The following is a 17079-nucleotide window of genomic DNA, read 5'->3' on the forward strand; positions in this document are numbered from 1 at the left end:
CAAGTACGTCCAGTACGAGGCCGATCCTCCGCCTTGCGATGCACGGCACCAGACGCCGCGGGCTGATCCGCGAAGATCGACCGGACAGGACCTAGAAGTAGGTGGGCTCGCGCGGCACGTAGTGCTCCTCAAGCGCGGTGACCTCGTCGTCGGTGAGAGTGATGTCGAGCGCCGCCACAGCGGCGGGCAGGTGGTGTTCCTTGGTCGCGCCCACGATCGGGGCGTCGACCACCGGGTTCTTGAGCACCCAGGCCAGCGCGATCGTGGCCATGGACACGCCTCGGTCGTTCGCGATGCGCTCCACCGCGTCGATCGTCGGCTTGTCGCTCTCCTGCCACAGCGGACGACCGTCGAAGTCGGTGCTCGGGTTGCCCTTGCCGCGCTGGGTGTCGTTCACGCCCCACGGCCGTGCGACGACGCCCGCGGCCAGCGGACTCCACGGCAGGCTGCCGACCCCCTGGTCGGCCAGCAGGGGAAACATCTCTTGCTCTTCCCCGCGCTGCACCAGGTTGTACTGGTCCTGCATGGAGACGAACTTCGTCCATCCATTCAGCTCGGCCGCATGCTGCATCTTGGCGAACTGCCACGCGTACATGCTGGATGCGCCGAGGTAGCGGGCTTTGCCTGCCTTGACCACGTCGTGCAGCGCCTCCATCGTTTCTTCGACCGGAGTCCGCGGGTCGAAGCGGTGGATCTGGTACAGGTCGATGTAGTCGGTGCCGAGGCGGGTGAGCGACGCGTCGACCTGCTCCATGATCGCTTTGCGTGACAGCCCGGATCCTCCGGGGCCGTCATGCATGTGCTGGTGGACCTTGGTCGCCAGCACGATGTCGTCGCGTCGTGCGAACTGTTTGACCGCCCGGCCGACGATCTCCTCCGAGGCGCCGAAACTGTAGATGTTGGCGGTGTCCCAGAAGGTGATCCCCAGGTCGAGTGCCTGCTGGAAGAACGGTGCGGCGGCCTCGTAGCCGAGGGCCCACTTCTCCCGGGATCCGTCGCCGAATCCCATGGTTCCCAGGGCGATGCGACTGATGCTGAGGCCCGAAGACCCCAGACGCGTGTACTTCATTGTCTTCTCCTTCGGCAGGGGTACGGCATCGGCAGTGAGGGGTCAGCGGTCGATGCCGGCCATGTTCGCCTCGTCGTGGCGCTCGCCCGAGGCCGGGGTGAGGTTGTCCAGACGGTCGAGCTGGGCGGCGCTGAGGTCGATATGGGTGACCCCGAGGTCCAGTGCCCGGTGGATGGTACGGATCGACTCGTCGTCATCGAGGCCACCGCCCGTCGTGTACGTGCCGGCCATGGTCATGGCGCCCAGGCCGATGCGCGAGACATCGAGCCCGCCCAGTGATACGTGCTTCATCGCGTTCTCCTTGTCGTCGTGGCCGTCATGCCTGGTCCGTGGGCATGACCCAGAGTTCGGCGATCGAGGCGCGCCGGGGCCGCGTCACGATGTAGGCGACGCCGTCGGCGATGTCGTCGGGGACGAGAACCTCTGTCTGCTCGTAGAAGGTGCCGATCGCTTCGCGGACCTCGGGCTTGTGGTCGTTGTGGGAACCGAGCTCGGTGTCGACGCCGCCCGGCTCCAGGACACTGACGCGGACGTGCCGCTGGGTGACTTCCTGGCGCAGGGACTCGGTGAAGCCGTTCACGCCGAACTTGGTGAGGTTGTAGACGCCGTAGCCGTTCCAGGCGACGCGTCCGGCGATGGAGCTGATGTTGACGATGTCGGCGACCCGGCGCGGTCCGTCCTCAGCTGCTTCGAGCAGGTGGGGCAGGGCGGCGCGGGTGGTGTAGAGCAGGCCCTGGACGTTGATGGCGAGCATCCGCTCCCACTCCTCGACATCCGCGCCGACGACGGGCCCGAGGAGCATGAGACCGGCGTTGTTGACCAGGATGTCCAGCCGTCCGAAGCGTTCGACAGTCTGCTGCACGGCGGCCTCGGCCTGGGTGCGGTCGGTGATGTCCGCCTCTACGACCAGGGCGGTGCCGCCGGCCTTCTCGATCTCGGCGGCCAGCTCTTCGAGACGGGCCTTGCGACGGGCCACGAGCGCCACAGAGGCGCCACGCTCGGCGAGCCGGCGGGCGGTGGCGGCGCCAATCCCGCTGCTCGCGCCGGTGATGAGAGCGACGGTACCGGTCAGATTCGTTGCCATGAGGTGGTTCTCTTTCTGAACGTACGAGATGGAGGAGCAAGCGGCGGAGCATCACGGCAGCCACCCCGGCCGACGCGATTGGCGTAGGCCTCGGGGCAGCCGCCGCGTTCCGACGGGAAAGCAGCGCCGAGCCGTCCTTACCGGGGCCGCCGCGGCAGCGCCTCCCGACGCGGACACTCCCCGGTCGGCCACCAGGGCAGATCAGGTCTGCGTCGAGCATGCTCATTCGTTGTGCACGGACCGTTGCCTGTCTGATCCGGCGGGGTCATGACTCCCGGGGAGAAGAACGCCGGGCCGGCAACCGTCTTTCCGATCTGCGTTGGGCACACACGCAACGGTGCCATCGGCTCCCGGACACGACAATGGGAGAGATCTTTCCGGGTATAAAACCCTGCCCCCCAACGAATTATGTGAAGAGGGGGACCTGGCCGCCATGAGTGCGGCACCGAGTCTCGATTGAGCGGCCGAATTCCTCGGAGGATCGGCGTGCGAGCACGCAGGGCTGGTGCAAGCCCTCGCGGGGTGGTCCACCAGCACCGGCCATAGTCCTTCGACCGCCCCGGCTGTGCAGAGATATCGCACCCCCTCAGGCCGCCCCTTTTCCCCGTTTGCCACTTCCAGAAAAATGAGCACTGATTGCGGAGGCGATGCGAACGCATTTATTTTTACTGGAGATGCGTGTTCCAGGTATAGATCTCTACCCCCCAGACGAGCTGTGCGGCAACGGCTTCCGCAGTACCGTGACCAGCATGAGCAGGGACGCACACCTCAGTGAGCTGGGTGAATTCCTCAAAGCCCGGCGCGCCGAGTTGAGCCCTCGTGCGATGGGTCTGCCCGAGAGCGGTGCCCTGCGGCGGGTCCCGGGCCTGCGCCGGGAAGAGGTGGCGCAACTGGCCGCGATCAGCACCGTGTACTACACCCGCCTGGAGCAGGGCCGGATCGAAGCCTCCACTCCGGTCCTGATTGCCCTGGCCCGGGTGCTGCGCCTGGATGAGGACCAGCGCGATTACATGCTCCAACTGGCCGGGAAGGAGAACGCGCGGCCACGCCGACAGGCAGCGCAGAAGGTCCGGCCCCCGACGCGGCGACTCCTGGACAATCTCACCGACACCCCCGCCCTCGTTCTCGGCCGCCGCATGGACATTCTCGCCTGGAATTCCCTCGCCGCTGCCTTGATGACGGATTTCTCCCAGCTCCCGGAGGAGCATCGTAATTCCGTGCGGCTGGTCTTCACCGATCCCGCTTTCAGGGAATTGTACGTGGACTGGGAAAGCTCCGCGCGTAACACCGTGGCATTTCTGAGGATGGAAGCGGCGGATAACCCGGGCGATCCGCGCATGATCGCACTCGTCGAGGAACTGTCCGAACAGGATCCTCAGTTCCGGGAGTGGTGGGCCGCCCGCCACGTGGCCCACCACTCGACGGGGACGAAGGCCTTCCGCCATCCCGTGGTAGGCGACCTCACCCTCGACTGGGAGGCCCTCGCCTGTCCGACCGATCCCGACCAGCAGCTCGTCATCTTGACCGCGGAGCCGGGCACTCCCTCCCACGAGGGGCTGCGTTTCCTCGCGTGCTGGGCCGCCGACCACGAGCAACGAGCTGACGCCGCCGGCTGATCGCGGGCGTCACCCAGTCAAGAATGGCTGCACCTTCTCCCGTACGAAGTTCCCGCGAATCCTGAGCGGGTGGGGGAAGCTTCCCTCTATTCGATACGCATTCCGTGTGCGGTAGGCAGGTAGCTCGTTATGCGGCTTTTCGTGCGGCCGAGGAAAGAGCGCCCGGGGCAGGGTGGTGAATGGGTCCGGTGCCACGGGAAAGGGGCAGTGCGGTGCCGAGCTGGGTGTGGGCGGCGGCTAGAAGACGCCGGTCTGCGCAGGGGTGCGCTGTCAGCCCGCGTCGCACCACTGGCGGAAGCGGTTATGGACGGTCGACCGGGCACCGAACTCCTGCGGCATCTCCCCGCCACTGACCGCCGGTCTTGAACCGCCAGACCACCCCCTCGAACTGCTGACGCAGCCGCTGGGGGTACGGGTCGTACTCGCCAATCGGCGGGTACGGTCCGATGAACTCCCACTCCGCAGCCGCCAGTTGCAATCGCGTCATGCCGGAAGATGTGCCGGTCAAGGCCCGCCGCGAGGGCGAATCCCGAAGATTGATCAGGACTCGATACGCGCCCTGTGCGGGTTGCTGGATCAAGGTGGCGGGTGGAGGAATTCCCGCAGGCCGGAAAGGGGCTGGCTGCCCTGGGTGAGCACCAGGTCCGCCGCCGCATGTCCTGGTCGCGCTGGGTCACCCGTGCCATGCCCGCGCATTCCTTCCTGGCTATCATCCGCGCCGACGAACACTCCTACCACCCCGCACCGGACGGACTCATACAGCTGGAGTACTCGTGATGTCGGTCAGAGATTCGTCTGCTGTCGGGTCCGCGGCGCGACAGTCGCACCGTCAGCAGTGCCTGTGGCCGCGGCCCGGGTCAGCGGGAGCGTCGGCAGGGTCGTGGGTGGCGGCCCAACTGGCGAGGACTCGCAGGGCGTCGTCATGGGGTGATCCGGCTTCGGCGCTCAGGGCGGTCAGGGTCAGGCCGGGGTCGGCGGACAGTTCCATGGACTCGAAGCTCAGGTGCAGGTCGCCGACGACGGGATGGTGGAAGTGTTTCAGTCCGGTTCGGTGCAGGCGTACGTCGTGCGCGGCCCAACGGACGCGGAACTCGTCGCTGCGGGTGGACAGTTCCCCGATGAGGTCGGTCATTGCCTTGTCGTACGGGTCACGGCCGGCTTCGGTGCGCAGCATGGCCACAGTGTCGTTGGCGACCTTTTCCCAGTCGAGCCAGAAGTCGCGGGCGCGGGGGTTGAGGAAGGCGAAGCGGGCATGGTTGGACGGGCGGGCGGGGTCGGCGAAGAACGGCGCGTACAGCGCCTTGGCGAGAGGGTTCGCGGCGAGGACGTCGAGGCGCGCGTTGTTCACGAAGGCCGGCACCTCGGTCATCAGCTCAAGCAGGCGCGCCACGCTGGGCCGGACCTGCCGCGCGGGGGGCTTGCGGCGGGGGCGGGCCGCGGAGCCGGCGGCGCGGGCGAGGGCGGTCAGATGTGCCCGTTCGGCCTCGTCGAGCTGTAGTGCTCGGGCGAGGGCGTCAAGGACGCTGTCGGAGACGCCGCTGAGGTTGCCCCGTTCGAGCTGGGCGTAGTACTCGACGCTGACCCCGGCCAGGTCGGCGACCTCGTTGCGGCGCAGTCCGGGCACCCGCCGCTTCCCGCCGTAGTGCGGCAGGCCGGCCTGCTCAGGGGTGATCTTGGCGCGGCGGGAGCTGAGGAAGGCCTTGACCTCGTCTCGGTTGTCCACCACTCCAGGCTAGGCGGGATTCCGGAGTTGTGGGGTGGGCTGTCAGCACACGTTCCAGCAGTGCCTTCCTCACGCTCCCGGCAGCCGGTTGCATGGTCTGCGGTGGAGGACATGAGACATGGACGACAAGACATCTGAGGTTCAGTGATGGGTACCCGGCCAGGCCCTGCACCCGTGCGGCGACGAGACGAAGGACCGTACGACGTATACCGATACCGCCCGGTCGGCTGACGCCGCGCCCGCGCGTCTCCGAAGCGCCGGCTGCGGCTGCGCCGACTGATATCCGCCTCTGCGGGCCCCGCCCCAGGCGACCTTTTCCGTCTGAGCATCGGACGTTCAATCGCGTCTGGTCGTGAGCACGGAGTACAGCGATGAATCGTGCCGAGCACTGCTGTTGAGGACTTCCTCCAACCGACGATACGGACGCGAAGAAGACCACCAGGCTGCTGACCACGGGCGCCCGGCTTCGATCCGATCGGCGTCCCTCCCGTTCGAGGACCGCAGATCGGGGTGAACGCTTCGAAAACACTTCTGACGACAACTGCACCAACCAACCAAAAGGATTTTTCATGAACAATCGCAAGCACGCGACGGAGTCGAACCATCGAGACGACGGCGCCTTCAGCCGTCGCAGCTTTATGGCCAGGACCGGTTTCCTCGGAGCCGGATTGGTTGTCGGATCGTCTCTCCTGTCTGCCTGCTCGGACCAGCCCCAGAGCAGCAGCCGGAGCAGTGGAGGTGCCGCCGCGACGGGCAGCGGAATGAAGACACGAAGGCTCGGAGAACTGGAAGTTTCGGAAATGGGGGCCGGCGCTATGAGCATTAGCGCGAACTACGGCCCTCCCGCCGATATAAACCAGGGCGTCAGGGTTCTTCGCGAGGCCCATGAGAGGGGCGTCACGTTCTTCGACACTGCCGAAGTGTACGGCCCGCACACAAGCGAAGAGCTTGTGGGGAGGGCCCTGGCCCCCTTCCGCGACGAAGTCAGGATCGCGACCAAGTTCGGCTTCGACAGCGAGGCGGAAAGCGGACTCAACAGCAGGCCGGACCACATCAGAGAGGTGGTCGAGGGCTCTCTCAGGCGCCTCCGAACGGACCATATCGATCTCTATTATCAACACCGGGTGGATCCGGATGTGCCGATCGAGGATGTGGCCGGCACGGTCAAGGAACTCATCGCCGAAGGAAAGGTTCTGCACTTCGGCCTCTCCGAGCCGAGCGCCAGAACAATCCGCCGGGCGCATGCCGTTCAACCCGTTACGGCAATCCAGACGGAATATTCACTGATGGAGCGGGATCCGGAAAAGAGCGGCGTGCTCGCGATCTGCGAGGAGCTGGGAATCGGCTTCGTCCCGTGGGGCCCCATAGGAATGGGATACCTCACGGGTAAAATAAACGCCCGCTCGAAGTTCGACCCGAAAACAGATATTCGATCCACGTTCGACCGCTTCTCTCCGGAAAATCTGGCAGCCAACATGCCGGTCGTCGGTTTGCTCCGGAAGATTGCGGAGAGCGAGAATGCGACACCTTCACAGGTCGCCCTGGCATGGCTTCTGGCGCAGAAGCCATGGATCGTACCGATCCCAGGCACTCGCAGCCCGGAGCATCTGAACGAGAATTTGGGAGCACTCAACGTTCGGTTGTCCTCCGGGGATCTCAGCGAAATTGAAACCGCTTTCGCTGAGGTTGAGGTGCACGGGGAACGTATGAATGAAATGCAGATGCAGATGGTCGATCAGGCAGTGTAACCAATGGTCATGGAGTTCGAACGTCTGCCGTGGGGCATGTGCAGCGGACTCGGATGGCGTTGCGGATTTCCGGGAGACTGCCGGACACTCAGATCGGCCGGCAGGCGGGCGTGACCTCAGACGGTGATCGTGCGGCGGACCCGGTACGAGGCGGGTGGGATTGACGCGCTGGCGGGCCTGCCTCGAAGGCCGAGTGATGACAGCGGTAGTCGCGTACAGAGCCGCCCTCCGACACCGACGAGAGTCGTCCGCAGCAGCTGAAAAGGCCCGCTACGCGCTCGTAAGCTGTCGGTGCCCTCCCGCCGGAAGCGGAAGACTCGCACCCCTTGTGTCCCCGGAACCCTCCCCGCTGGTCAGCGACGATGCGCGACCACGTAATCTCCGAGTCGCGCTGGGAACTGCCGCGGTTGCTCTTTGCCGACTTCGATCCCTCCGTACGCGGCGTCGTGGCCCAACCTTTCCTGCTGAAGGCCGTTGTGGAGGGGCAGGCCCGCAAGCACATCCCGGATTACATCTTGACCAATGAGCAGGGTCCGGTAGTGGTGGATGCGAAGCCGCACTGCCGACTGTCCACCCCAGTGGTGGCGTTCACGTTCGCGTGGACCCGGCAGGCGGTCGAGTCGCGTGACGGGCGCTCAGCGCCTCGTCTCGTACCTGGTCAGGATCACGCCGCAGGGAAGCGTCCGCGTCTCCACCAGGTTCAGGTTCACCCAGCTGTCCAGCGCGGTGAAGAACGGCGTGCCGCCGCCGACCAGGACCGGCGCGGTGGCCAGCACGTACTCGTCGATCAGCCCGGCCCGCATGGCCGCCCCGGCGAGCGTCGCGCCACCGATGTCCATCGGGCCGCCGTCCTCGGCCTTGAGCCGGGTGATCTCGGCGACCGCGTCGCCGGTGACCAGGCGGGTGTTCCAGTCGACCTCGTCGATCGTCGAGGAGAACACCACCTTCGACATGTCCCGCCAGCGGCGCGCGAACTCGATCTCCGCCGGGGTGGCGTTGGGCTGCTGGTCGCCGGTCGGCCAGTAGGAGCTCATCGTCTGCCACAGCTTGCGCCCGTACAGCGACAGGTCGGTCGCCTGCAACTGGTCGGACCAGAACTGGAACAGCTCGTCGCTCGGCACGCTCCAGCCGATGTCGTCGCCGGGCGCGGCGATGTAGCCGTCCAGGGTCAGGTTCATGCCGTAGATCAGTTTCCGCATGGCGCCAGCCTTCCGTGAGTCGGTCTCACGCGTACAGACCGGCGCGGCGCGGGAAACTCATCGGTGCGCGATCTGAGCTCGCATGTAGTCCTGGATCGACATGTCATCGGCGGCGAGACCCTGCAACAGCGAACCCAGTCGCTGCGTCGTCCAACCCAGTCGACGCGCCGGCGTCGCCCCGGCACACCAGCTTGAGCGGAGCTGTCGATGCTGCTCCGCCGCAGTTGCTGAGGCCACTTGGACAGGGAAAAGGCAACTTCGACATGGCCCGCGAAGGCAGCTAACTTCACTGGCCTTCGGCGGTCGCGCATGGTCGTGCAGAGGTTCCTTCAGGCTGAGCCACCTGTCACGGGATGAGTGGGTCACGCCCCACGAATCCTCGCCCCATGCGTAAGCCACCGAACCGGGTCCACACCAGGCACCCCCCAACCAGGGAGAGACGCATGCCCCATCTTGCTCTGTACACGTTCGGCGTCCTGAAGTCACCCCTCACCGATCCCGCACGTCTTACGCGGGAGTTCCACGAGAGCGGTGAGGCCGTCTACCGGGAGATCGGCAGGCACCCCGGATACCTCGCTCGTGCTGAAGCGGCGGATCGCAGCCTGGGCGCATGGACGGATTTCGACTCGGACTGGGGTGAATGGGGAGAGTTCGCTGTTCCGGCCTGGTACGGGAAAGGCCGCACTGTGGAAACCATCGCCCTGGCCACGACCCTCTCACTCTGGACCGGCCTACGCCCCGCCTTCGACGCCATCCACACCGGTCTGCACCGCGCGGCGCTCAACAGGCGTTACGACTGGTTCGAGAGGACAGGACACCCGGGTTACGTGTTCTGGTGGGTTTCCGACGGCGTGATACCCACCTGGCAGGACGGGGTTTCCAGGCTGGAGCACCTCCACGACCATGGCTCCGCGCCGCACGCCTTCACCTTCCGCCACTCGTTCGCCCCGGACGGAACTCCGACCAGGATCAAAGGCATCGGGCCGAGAGCGACCAGGTTCGCTGACGAGGAAGCCTGAACGACTGGGTTCGCCGTCAAACGCCCGTACCCTGCAAGCAGGCTCGATCGGGCATGAGTTGCAACACCGGGACATCACCGGATCGAAGTTCGCGGCCTTCAAGAAGAGCTTCAGCGGCCAGGGCAAAACCGACTTGAAGGACTCCTACGTCATTGCCGAGTTCGCCCCGCTGCCTCCGGCGGCAGACAGTTCCTGTGCCGGCGCCCTCCAGACTCACGAAGGAACTGACGCTGATCCTGGCTCACCGCAACGGGCTTTCAGTCGAACGCACCAGGACCATCAACCGCATGAGGGCGTTGCTCACCAGCATTTTCCCGGAGCTGGAGCGGTCCTTTGACTTCGCCCAGTCTCAGGGTCCGCTGGTTCTCCTGTCCCGGTACCAGACGCCGATGGCCATCCGGCGCATGGGCGGGAGCAGGCTGCCTGCCTGGCTCGCCAAGCGTGGAGTGAGGAAGGCAGCAGCCATCGCCGAGAAGGCTGCAGCAGCTGCTGTACAGCCGCCCCCTCCAGCGGGCATTCTTCCTGTCGAGCCAGGTCGCGTCCTTGACCGTGGGGACGTGGGAGAACGAGACGTACTTGCCGCGAGTACAAGGGCTACACGCACGACAAGGGACGCCACAAGAAGGCCGTCATCGCTGTCGCCCGCCAACGAGTCTCCATCCTGTGGGCCATGCTCCGCTACGGCCGGCTCTACGAGAGGGACTACAACTCCCGTGAGAAGGCGGCCGGAGAGGTTCAGGCGGCTTGACTAGACCGGCCTCGGGACTGGTGAGCTCGCATGTTCAGGTGTCGCGTATACCTGTCCAAGGCGCGCCATCAGTCACCCTTAGTGATCACTGCTGAGACTGTCTCAATGTCTCGCGAGCGCTGTCTGGTGTGATCTGTCGGAGTCTTCTAGTATCAGAGGACTGATTGAGGGCGTCTCCCCGGGGGGGCCCGGACTCTCTGCAGTCCGGACCACATCCCGGGGACACACCGTCTCAGCCAACTACCGTTTTCGGTGGTCGGGCTGAGACGCGTGTCTTGGAGCGGCCACCCTTCGCAGAAGGATGTCGGCCTTGCGCTCCGGACTTTCGACGCGAGTCTTGCTCGTCGCCCTGTCAATTGCTCTGTCCCTGCTTGTCGCGGTCATCGCTGGTGTGCTGTCTTGGGCAGTGGACGGAAGCGCGCCCCGCGCAGTGCTCTGCGGCGGCGGGGCCTTTGTCGTATGGATGACCCTCTCTGTCTCCCTGTGCTCGGCTCTGGGCCTGTTGGACAGGAGCATCAGGTAGCCGGACGGCGACGGTGGCGCCGTCGTCGAGGACGTCGTCGACCGTGAGGCGGACGATGCAGGTGACGGGTTGCGCGTAGAGGAGAACGAGCGCGGCGGCCACCCGGGCCCGCGGGGGCAGAGAGTCGTCGTTGAGGGTCCGCCGGAGAATGGCGAGTCGGCGATGCTGGTGCAGCGGCGCCTGGTCCTGGTTGATGACCTGGGGTGGCAGGGTGAGGCGGGACATCCGGCTCGTCTTCATGCACCAGCGCAGGAACGTCTGAGCCGGGCGCCGGGTGGCCAGTGCTCTGACCGCGTAGGTTCGCCGGGTTGGTGGTCGTGGCGGTTGGATGTGCGGTGACCTGATCCGACCGCTGGAAGCGCGGTGGCCGAGCCCGTCCGTGTGCGCAGACTGACCGACCAGGAGGGGCAGAAGCTGAAGCAGGTCGTGCGCCGGGGCAGCACCAGTTCGGACCCTCAGTGGGCGGGAGGCCGTCCTCGCCAACTCGGCACTGAGGACGAGGACTTCGTCATCGCGACGGCCACCACCCGCCCGGTCGAGCTCGGCCGGCCGTTCACCCGCTGGTCGCTGCGCGAGCTGGTCGCCTACCTGCGCGAAGTGCACGGCCGGGTGATCCGCATCGGCCGAGAGGCGTTACGTGGTTTGCTCGCTCGCCGCGGTGTCACCTTCCAGCGCACCAAGACCTGGAAGGAGTCCCCGGACCCCGAACGGGAGACGAAGCTGGACCATATCGAGCACGTCCTGATCGAGCACGTCCTGGACCGCTTCCCGGACCGGGTTCTCGCCTTCGACGAGTTCGGCCCGCTGGGGATCCGGCCCGCCGCGGGCTCGGGCTGGGCAGAACGACGGCGCACCGATCTACGTGATCATGGACAATCCGTCTGCCCATAAGGGCACCGCCATCCGGCGCTGGGTGAAGAAGAACAAGGTCGAGTTGTTCTTCACCCCGACCTACGCCTCGTGGGCGAACCCGATCGAGGCGCACTTCGGACCGCTGTGGCAGTTCACCATCGCCAACTCCAACCACCCCGACCACACCGTGCGGACCCGGGCCTTGCACGCCTACCTGCGCTGGCTCAACGCCAACGCCCGTCACCGCGACGTCCTGGCCGCCGAACGCAAGGAACGCGCTCGCATCCGAAGGGAGAAGGGCATCCGCTGGGGCGGGCGCCGGCGGGCGAGGCATCCACCGGGAAGGCCAACCGCCTGTCATCACGGCCTCATTTAGGCGTCGTGAGCATCTCCAGAAGGATGCGCTGCAGATCGGTGCGGTCCTGCGGGGTAATCCTCGCCAGCCTGCGGTCGAACTCCGCCGCGAGCGCTGAGAGCGCGCGGTCCCGCGCCGCCTCGCCCTCGGCAGTCAGGATGAGCCGATGCCGCCGCAGGTCCTCGTCGTCGATCTCGCGCCGCATGAACCCCTTTGCGACGAGGTTGCGGACGTAAACCGTCACGCTCGCTTTAGGGATCATCAGCGCCGCCGCGAGTCCGGCAGGGTACGGCGACGCGGCCACCTCCGCCAGCACGAAGAACTCCTTCGTCTCCAGCCCAAGCTCGGCCAGTTCAGCGCTGCAGGCATCCATTACGACGCTCAGCAGACGCTGGTTCAGCGTCCACAGCTGCGCCCCGTCAACCGCCACGCAACCCCCTCCATCCGTTCAGGTGGTACAGTTCTGAATTAGTTCCGAACTGTACCGCATGGTGTTTCGTACTGGACAGTTATGGAACAAACATCTACGTGAAGGCGCCATCAGATGCTTCAGCACATCATGATCCCGCGCGGACCGATCGATCTCTCGGCCGACCTCTACCTGCCCGACACCATCGACGATGCGGCGCCGCTGCGCGCCGTGGTGCTCTCCACGCCCGGCAGCAGCGTGAAGGAGCAGATCGGCGCGAACTACGCATCCCGCCTCGCCGCCCGCGGCGTCGCGGCGCTCGTGTTCGACCCCGCCCATCAGGGTCGTAGCGGCGGAGAGCCCCGCGACCTCGAAGACCCCTACCGCCGCGGCGAGGACATCTCCTACGCGATCGACACACTCAGCACGATCCCCGGCATCGCCCCGGAACGCATCGGCGTCCTTGGCATCTGCGCCGGCGGAGGTTACGCAGTGCACACCGCCCGCACGGACCATCGCATCAAGGCGGTCGGCACGGTCGTCCCAGGCAACATGGGCACGTCGTTCCGCAGCTTCCAGCCGGATGGCGCGGCGGCCGCACTCGACACCATGGCTGACGCGCGCATCGAAGAGACCCACTCCGGCGAGCTGACCCGCGTGAACTGGCTGCCCGACACTTTGGAAGAAGCCACAGCGGTCGGGCTGACCGATATCGACACGACCCAGGCAGTCACCTATTACCGCACCGAGCGGGGCGGCCACGCACACTCCACGAACCGCCGTCTCGCGCGCGGGGACTCGCTGCTGCTGGGCTACGACGCGTATCACCTGGTCGACCAGCTCATGACGCAGCCGCTGCAGGTCGTCCTCGCCGGACGCATCGGCAACACCGGCTCCTACGAGTCCGGCATGCGGTTGTGGAAGCTGGCACCCAACCCGGTCGACCTCATGGTGATCGACGGCGCCGGCCACTACGAGATGTACGACGAGCCCGAGTACGTCGACGCCGCCGTCGACCGGCTCGGCAACTTTTATCTGAACAACCTGTAAATCAACCAACTCGGTGAACCAATGCGGTCACGGCACTGGCTTCTCCGTGTGCCAGGCGTCGAGGTCGGCCTGCTGGCAGTGTTCTCAGGACGCCGCTGTCCATCAGCAGATATCGCAGGTGGACGACAGTTCGCCAGGGCGATTCCTGGTGCAGCCCGTCGTGGGTGAGCGGGACGGTGCCGGTGGCCAGGTCCCGCAGGAGGCGGACGACGTTGGGGTTGCGGAGCCAGATCAGGCGGCTCCTGGGCCGGTCCATCTCCAGAAGGGCAGCGACCAGCGGTTGCAGTGATTCGGCCCGGCAGTTGGCCAAGCGGCTGGGCAGATCTCCTTCGACCGTCTCCCGCGAGATCGCCCGCAACGGCGGCCGGAACCTCTACCGAGCGGCGTCAGCTGACGCGGCCGCCTACACGCGCGGGCGCCGGCCCAAGCTCGCCGAGCTCGCCCAACGGCCGGCTCTGCGCGCCCTGGTGGAGGCCAAGCCGGCTCTGTGCCGGTCGCCCGAGCACATCGCGGGATGGCTGCGACGGCAGTTCCCTGCTGACGCCGCCATGCAGATCTCGCACGAAGCGATCCACCTCTCGCTCTACGACCCACCCAGGAGTCTCCTCGGCATCCCGCCCCAGCTACGACGGACGCTTACCTGGGGACCGGGCCGGGAGATGGCCGAGCACCAGGCGATCACCGCCGAGACCGGGATGCCGATCTACCTCTGCAAGCCACGGAGCCCGTGGCAGCGCGGCACCGACGAGAACACCAACCGGCTGCTACGGCAGTACCTCCCCAGGGGAGCGGACCTCCGCACGTTCAGCCAGGCCGGCCTCGACGCCATCGCCCACGAGCTCAATGTTCCGGCTTCGGGTCAGGCCGGCGGGTCGGGGTGTATCTGGCGAGCATGGTCTGGACTGCCTGTTCGACGGCGTCGTGGATGTCGGAGGCTGCGGGGTTCCAGTCGGTCAGCAGCATGCGGGGCCACAGGACGTAGTTGGCGATCATGCCGAGGAACTGGTTCGCGGCGCTCTCCGCGTCCGGGACATCAGCGTTGCCCGCCTCGTGCTCGGATTCCAAGTAGTGCTGAACGGAGGTGAAGTAGGGCAGTTTGCCGAGCTGGAACTGCATCCGTCCCAGTTCGGGGAAACGAGGCAGTTCGGCGATGACGATCCGGAACAGCGCTGTCATGCCGGGCTGGCCGACCAGGTCGGCATAGCGGTGGCCGATGGCTGTCAGCCCGGAGCGCAGATCTCCGGTCTGTGGCCGCGCGGCGGCGTCGCCGGCGTCACGCTGCCAGGACTCGGTGACGATGGCCTCGAAGAGGGCCGCCTTGGTGGGGAACCGCTTGAACAGGGTGGACTTCGAGACCCCGGCCGCTTCGGCGATCCGGGCCAGTGAGGTGCCGTCGTAGCCGCGATCCAAAAACAGTTCTGTGGCCGCGGTGGTGATCGCCTCGCGTTTCTGCTGAGCGAGTCTGCGGTGGTGTGCGGAGAGCTCTGCTGCCATGCGGACAGTATGCCGCAGACCCGAGGCGAGTCACTTGACTCGCCTCGATGGTCCTGCTTACGGTACGAGAGCAAGGCGAGTCGAGTGACTCGCCTCCTATCTGTGGCGCCGGGTGAATTCCGGTAGCCGCGCGGTGGAGGAACAGTTCATGACGATCGACAAGATCGCTTTGGTGACCGGTGCGAATCGCGGCCTCGGACGTGGCGCGGCCATCGCTCTGGCCGCACGCGGGGTGCGGGTCCTGGTCACCCACCGCGGTGATGCGGCCGGGGCTGAGAAGACGGTGGAACAGGTGCAGGCGGTGGGTGGGACTGCCGCTGTTCTCCGGCTCGACATCAGCGACGTCTCCTCTTTCGCGGCCTTCACCTCCGAACTGAGCGCGCAGCTGGAGCGCTGGGGTACTTCGCGGCTCGACATCTTGGTCAACAACGCGGGAGTGGGGATCTTCGGACCGCTGGAGGACGTCACGATCGACGACTTCGACACGGTGATGGGCACCAACGTCCGGGGCACGTTCTTCCTCATCCAGTCACTTGTGCCGCTGCTGACCCGAGGCGGTCGCGTCATCAACGTCTCGACGTCACTGACCCGCCACACCAGCCCCGCCACCTCGGTCTACTCCGCCTCGAAGGCCGCCGTCGAAGCCTTGAGCCGTACCCTCGCCGCAGAACTCGGCCCGCGCGGAATCCGGGTCAACTCCATCGCCCCGGGACCGACCGCCACCGATTTCAACGGCGGAGCGATGCGGGACGACGCCGAGATGCGCCAGGTACTGGCCGGACAGACCGCGCTCGGCCGCGTCGGCAAACCTGAGGAGATCGGCGACGCCATCGCCACGCTGGCCTCCGAGGGCCTGCGCTGGGTCACCGCCCAGCGCATCGAGGTCTCCGGCGGCGCCCTCCTCTGAGTGACCGGGCGACGGCCTCTAGAGACGCGGGCAGCGACGGCCCCGACTCACTCCCAGCCGGTCTCGTCCTCGTCCAGCTCCGGCGCATCAGGGTCCCGAAGCGGGCGCAGGACGCCGGCGGCGGGGTCGAGGCGGTGAAGCTGTAGCGGGCGAGCAGGTTCAGGTTGCGGTGCTTGAGCGGGGAGAGCCGGGCGATGTCCTCCTCGCGGAGTTCGTGGCCCTCAGCCTGGAGCTGGGCGACGGCGGCGTCGATGTAGCGCGTCATCCAGACCACGATGGCGTTGAGGACCAGACCGAGCGCGCCGAGCTGGTCCTCCATGCCGTCGCGGTACGCCTGGTGGATGGTGCCGCGCTTGCCGTGGCACACATCGCGGGCGAGCTTGTGGCGGGACTCCTGCACGGTGAGCTGGCGGTTCATTTGCCGGCGGTAGGTGTCGTCGACCGGGTCGACCACGCGGAGCGGGTGTTCGGTCTTGGCGATGCGCCCGTACTCGACGAACGCCTGCCCCAGCGGGGTGGGGCGTCCCTCCCGGCCGAACATGCGCAGGTAGCCGAGGATCTTGAACAGGTCGAACACCATGTCGGAGTAGGAGGCGTTGTCGGTCGCCACCACCTCGGGCTTGACTCCGCCGTCAAGGTTCAGCAGCGCGTCCAGGATGTGCGGGGAGTCGCGCGGGGTGCCGGGCACGACCATCTGCCCGATGCCCGCGACCTGGTCGTTGACGGCCTTGAGCCAGGTGATACCGCGCTTGAAGCCGAAGCACTTCGGTGACGGCGCCGAGCTGATCGTGCGCACGGGGACGACGAACCGCAGTCCGTCGACCGAGGCGAGTAGTCCGTTGCCCAAGAACTGCACGATGGGCACCTGGGACTGGGCCTCGATCAGCTTCGCGTTCGCTGCGGTGATGGTGTCGGTGCGCAGGTAGTACTGGTCGACGTGGACGAGTCGGGCCCGGGTGAGGGCCTCGTGCGCCGGGTTCACCACCGGGGTCAGGCCGATGTTGCACGCCTCCAGCAGGCGGGCCCGCGGGGTGGACCAGCGGTGCGAAGGGGCGGCGAACACATCGCGGTTGTCCAGGGCCCGGTGCAGCTGCTCCAGCACGTAGACCACGTACGCGTCCCGGTCCACCGCGCCCTGCGGCAGATCGAGGTTGGCGTAGACCGCCTCGCGCCAGGCCGGCGGCACCAGCTTGTCATCGACCTCGCGCGGCAGCAGCGGCTTCACGCTCACTTTCCGCCGGGCCAGCACCGGAAGCGCTCCGCCGCCCGCTCCAGCAACGCCG

The 17079-nt window shown here is 66.6% G+C and carries 12 protein-coding genes and 6 pseudogenes; 8 read left to right on the forward strand and 10 right to left on the reverse strand.

All coding sequences use genetic code 11. The features are described from left to right. Window positions 1-91 precede the first annotated feature (91 nt). From AB0M67_RS15110 to AB0M67_RS15120, 3 genes and pseudogenes are all read right to left on the reverse strand, one after another. Window positions 92-1069, reverse strand: coding sequence for an aldo/keto reductase (locus AB0M67_RS15110; protein WP_365745813.1), 978 nt, complete (start codon window positions 1067-1069; stop codon window positions 92-94). Between the two features lie 135 nt (window positions 1070-1204). Next, window positions 1205-1360, reverse strand: a pseudogene (locus tag AB0M67_RS15115) (aldo/keto reductase); the annotation flags it as partial. A gap of 25 nt (window positions 1361-1385) precedes the next feature. Then, window positions 1386-2153 carry an SDR family NAD(P)-dependent oxidoreductase gene (locus tag AB0M67_RS15120; protein ID WP_365745815.1) on the reverse strand — a complete coding sequence of 256 codons (768 nt, stop codon included), beginning with the start codon at window positions 2151-2153 and terminating at the stop codon, window positions 1386-1388. Window positions 2154-2902: 749 nt separating this feature from the next. Between AB0M67_RS15120 and AB0M67_RS15125 the strand changes: the two genes are divergently transcribed. After that, window positions 2903-3769 (forward strand): helix-turn-helix domain-containing protein, encoded by an 867-nt coding sequence (locus tag AB0M67_RS15125; RefSeq protein ID WP_365745816.1) that lies wholly within the window; start codon window positions 2903-2905, stop codon window positions 3767-3769. Between the two features lie 273 nt (window positions 3770-4042). Here the strand turns inward: AB0M67_RS15125 and AB0M67_RS15130 are convergent. Then, a pseudogene (locus AB0M67_RS15130) lies at window positions 4043-4256 on the reverse strand (transposase); the annotation flags it as partial. Window positions 4257-4330: 74 nt separating this feature from the next. Between AB0M67_RS15130 and AB0M67_RS15135 the strand changes: the two are divergent. Then, window positions 4331-4525 (forward strand): annotated as a pseudogene (locus AB0M67_RS15135) (IS701 family transposase); the annotation flags it as partial. A 73-nt stretch (window positions 4526-4598) separates the two neighbouring features. On the opposite strand, the gene AB0M67_RS15140 reads toward AB0M67_RS15135, so the two are convergent. Beyond that, window positions 4599-5492, reverse strand: coding sequence for a helix-turn-helix transcriptional regulator (locus AB0M67_RS15140; RefSeq protein WP_365745817.1), 894 nt, complete (start codon window positions 5490-5492; stop codon window positions 4599-4601). 569 nt (window positions 5493-6061) lie between these two features. Between AB0M67_RS15140 and AB0M67_RS15145 the strand changes: the two genes are divergently transcribed. Then, window positions 6062-7240, forward strand: coding sequence for an aldo/keto reductase (locus AB0M67_RS15145; protein WP_365745818.1), 1179 nt, complete (start codon window positions 6062-6064; stop codon window positions 7238-7240). A gap of 635 nt (window positions 7241-7875) precedes the next feature. Here the strand turns inward: AB0M67_RS15145 and AB0M67_RS15150 are convergent. Continuing rightward, a complete protein-coding gene (locus AB0M67_RS15150) occupies window positions 7876-8439 on the reverse strand; it encodes a dihydrofolate reductase family protein (protein ID WP_365745819.1) in 564 nt (187 codons plus the stop codon). Between the two features lie 443 nt (window positions 8440-8882). Between AB0M67_RS15150 and AB0M67_RS15155 the strand changes: the two genes are divergently transcribed. After that, complete coding sequence (locus AB0M67_RS15155; RefSeq protein ID WP_365745820.1) at window positions 8883-9458, forward strand: DUF3291 domain-containing protein; 576 nt, start codon at window positions 8883-8885, stop codon at window positions 9456-9458. Window positions 9459-10558: 1100 nt separating this feature from the next. On the opposite strand, the gene AB0M67_RS15160 is transcribed toward AB0M67_RS15155, so the two are convergent. Then, complete coding sequence (locus tag AB0M67_RS15160; protein ID WP_365745821.1) at window positions 10559-10969, reverse strand: hypothetical protein; 411 nt, start codon at window positions 10967-10969, stop codon at window positions 10559-10561. Between the two features lie 123 nt (window positions 10970-11092). On the opposite strand from AB0M67_RS15160, the pseudogene AB0M67_RS15165 reads away from it, so the two are divergent. Continuing rightward, window positions 11093-11957 (forward strand): annotated as a pseudogene (locus AB0M67_RS15165) (transposase). On the opposite strand, the gene AB0M67_RS15170 reads toward AB0M67_RS15165, so the two are convergent. After that, on the reverse strand, window positions 11950-12366 hold the full coding sequence (locus tag AB0M67_RS15170; protein ID WP_365745822.1) for a MarR family transcriptional regulator: 417 nt from the start codon (window positions 12364-12366) through the stop codon (window positions 11950-11952). The pseudogene AB0M67_RS15165 and the gene AB0M67_RS15170 sit on opposite strands and share 8 nt — an antisense overlap. Window positions 12367-12480: 114 nt before the next feature. Between AB0M67_RS15170 and AB0M67_RS15175 the strand changes: the two genes are divergently transcribed. Both AB0M67_RS15175 and AB0M67_RS15180 read left to right on the forward strand, forming a co-directional pair. Next, on the forward strand, window positions 12481-13395 hold the full coding sequence (locus tag AB0M67_RS15175; protein WP_365745823.1) for an alpha/beta hydrolase: 915 nt from the start codon (window positions 12481-12483) through the stop codon (window positions 13393-13395). Between the two features lie 182 nt (window positions 13396-13577). Continuing rightward, window positions 13578-14180, forward strand: a pseudogene (locus tag AB0M67_RS15180) (helix-turn-helix domain-containing protein); the annotation flags it as partial. A 55-nt stretch (window positions 14181-14235) separates the two neighbouring features. On the opposite strand, the gene AB0M67_RS15185 reads toward AB0M67_RS15180, so the two are convergent. Beyond that, complete coding sequence (locus tag AB0M67_RS15185; RefSeq protein WP_365745824.1) at window positions 14236-14889, reverse strand: TetR/AcrR family transcriptional regulator; 654 nt, start codon at window positions 14887-14889, stop codon at window positions 14236-14238. A 148-nt stretch (window positions 14890-15037) separates the two neighbouring features. Between AB0M67_RS15185 and AB0M67_RS15190 the strand changes: the two genes are divergently transcribed. Then, complete coding sequence (locus AB0M67_RS15190; RefSeq protein ID WP_365745825.1) at window positions 15038-15796, forward strand: SDR family oxidoreductase; 759 nt, start codon at window positions 15038-15040, stop codon at window positions 15794-15796. Window positions 15797-15843: 47 nt separating this feature from the next. Here AB0M67_RS15190 and AB0M67_RS15195 read toward each other — a convergent pair. Beyond that, a pseudogene (locus AB0M67_RS15195) lies at window positions 15844-17000 on the reverse strand (Tn3 family transposase); the annotation flags it as partial. Between the last annotated feature and the right edge of the window lie 79 nt (window positions 17001-17079).

The organism is Streptomyces sp. NPDC051662, from assembly GCF_040681655.1.
In the GTDB taxonomy this organism is placed as follows: domain Bacteria; phylum Actinomycetota; class Actinomycetes; order Streptomycetales; family Streptomycetaceae; genus Streptomyces.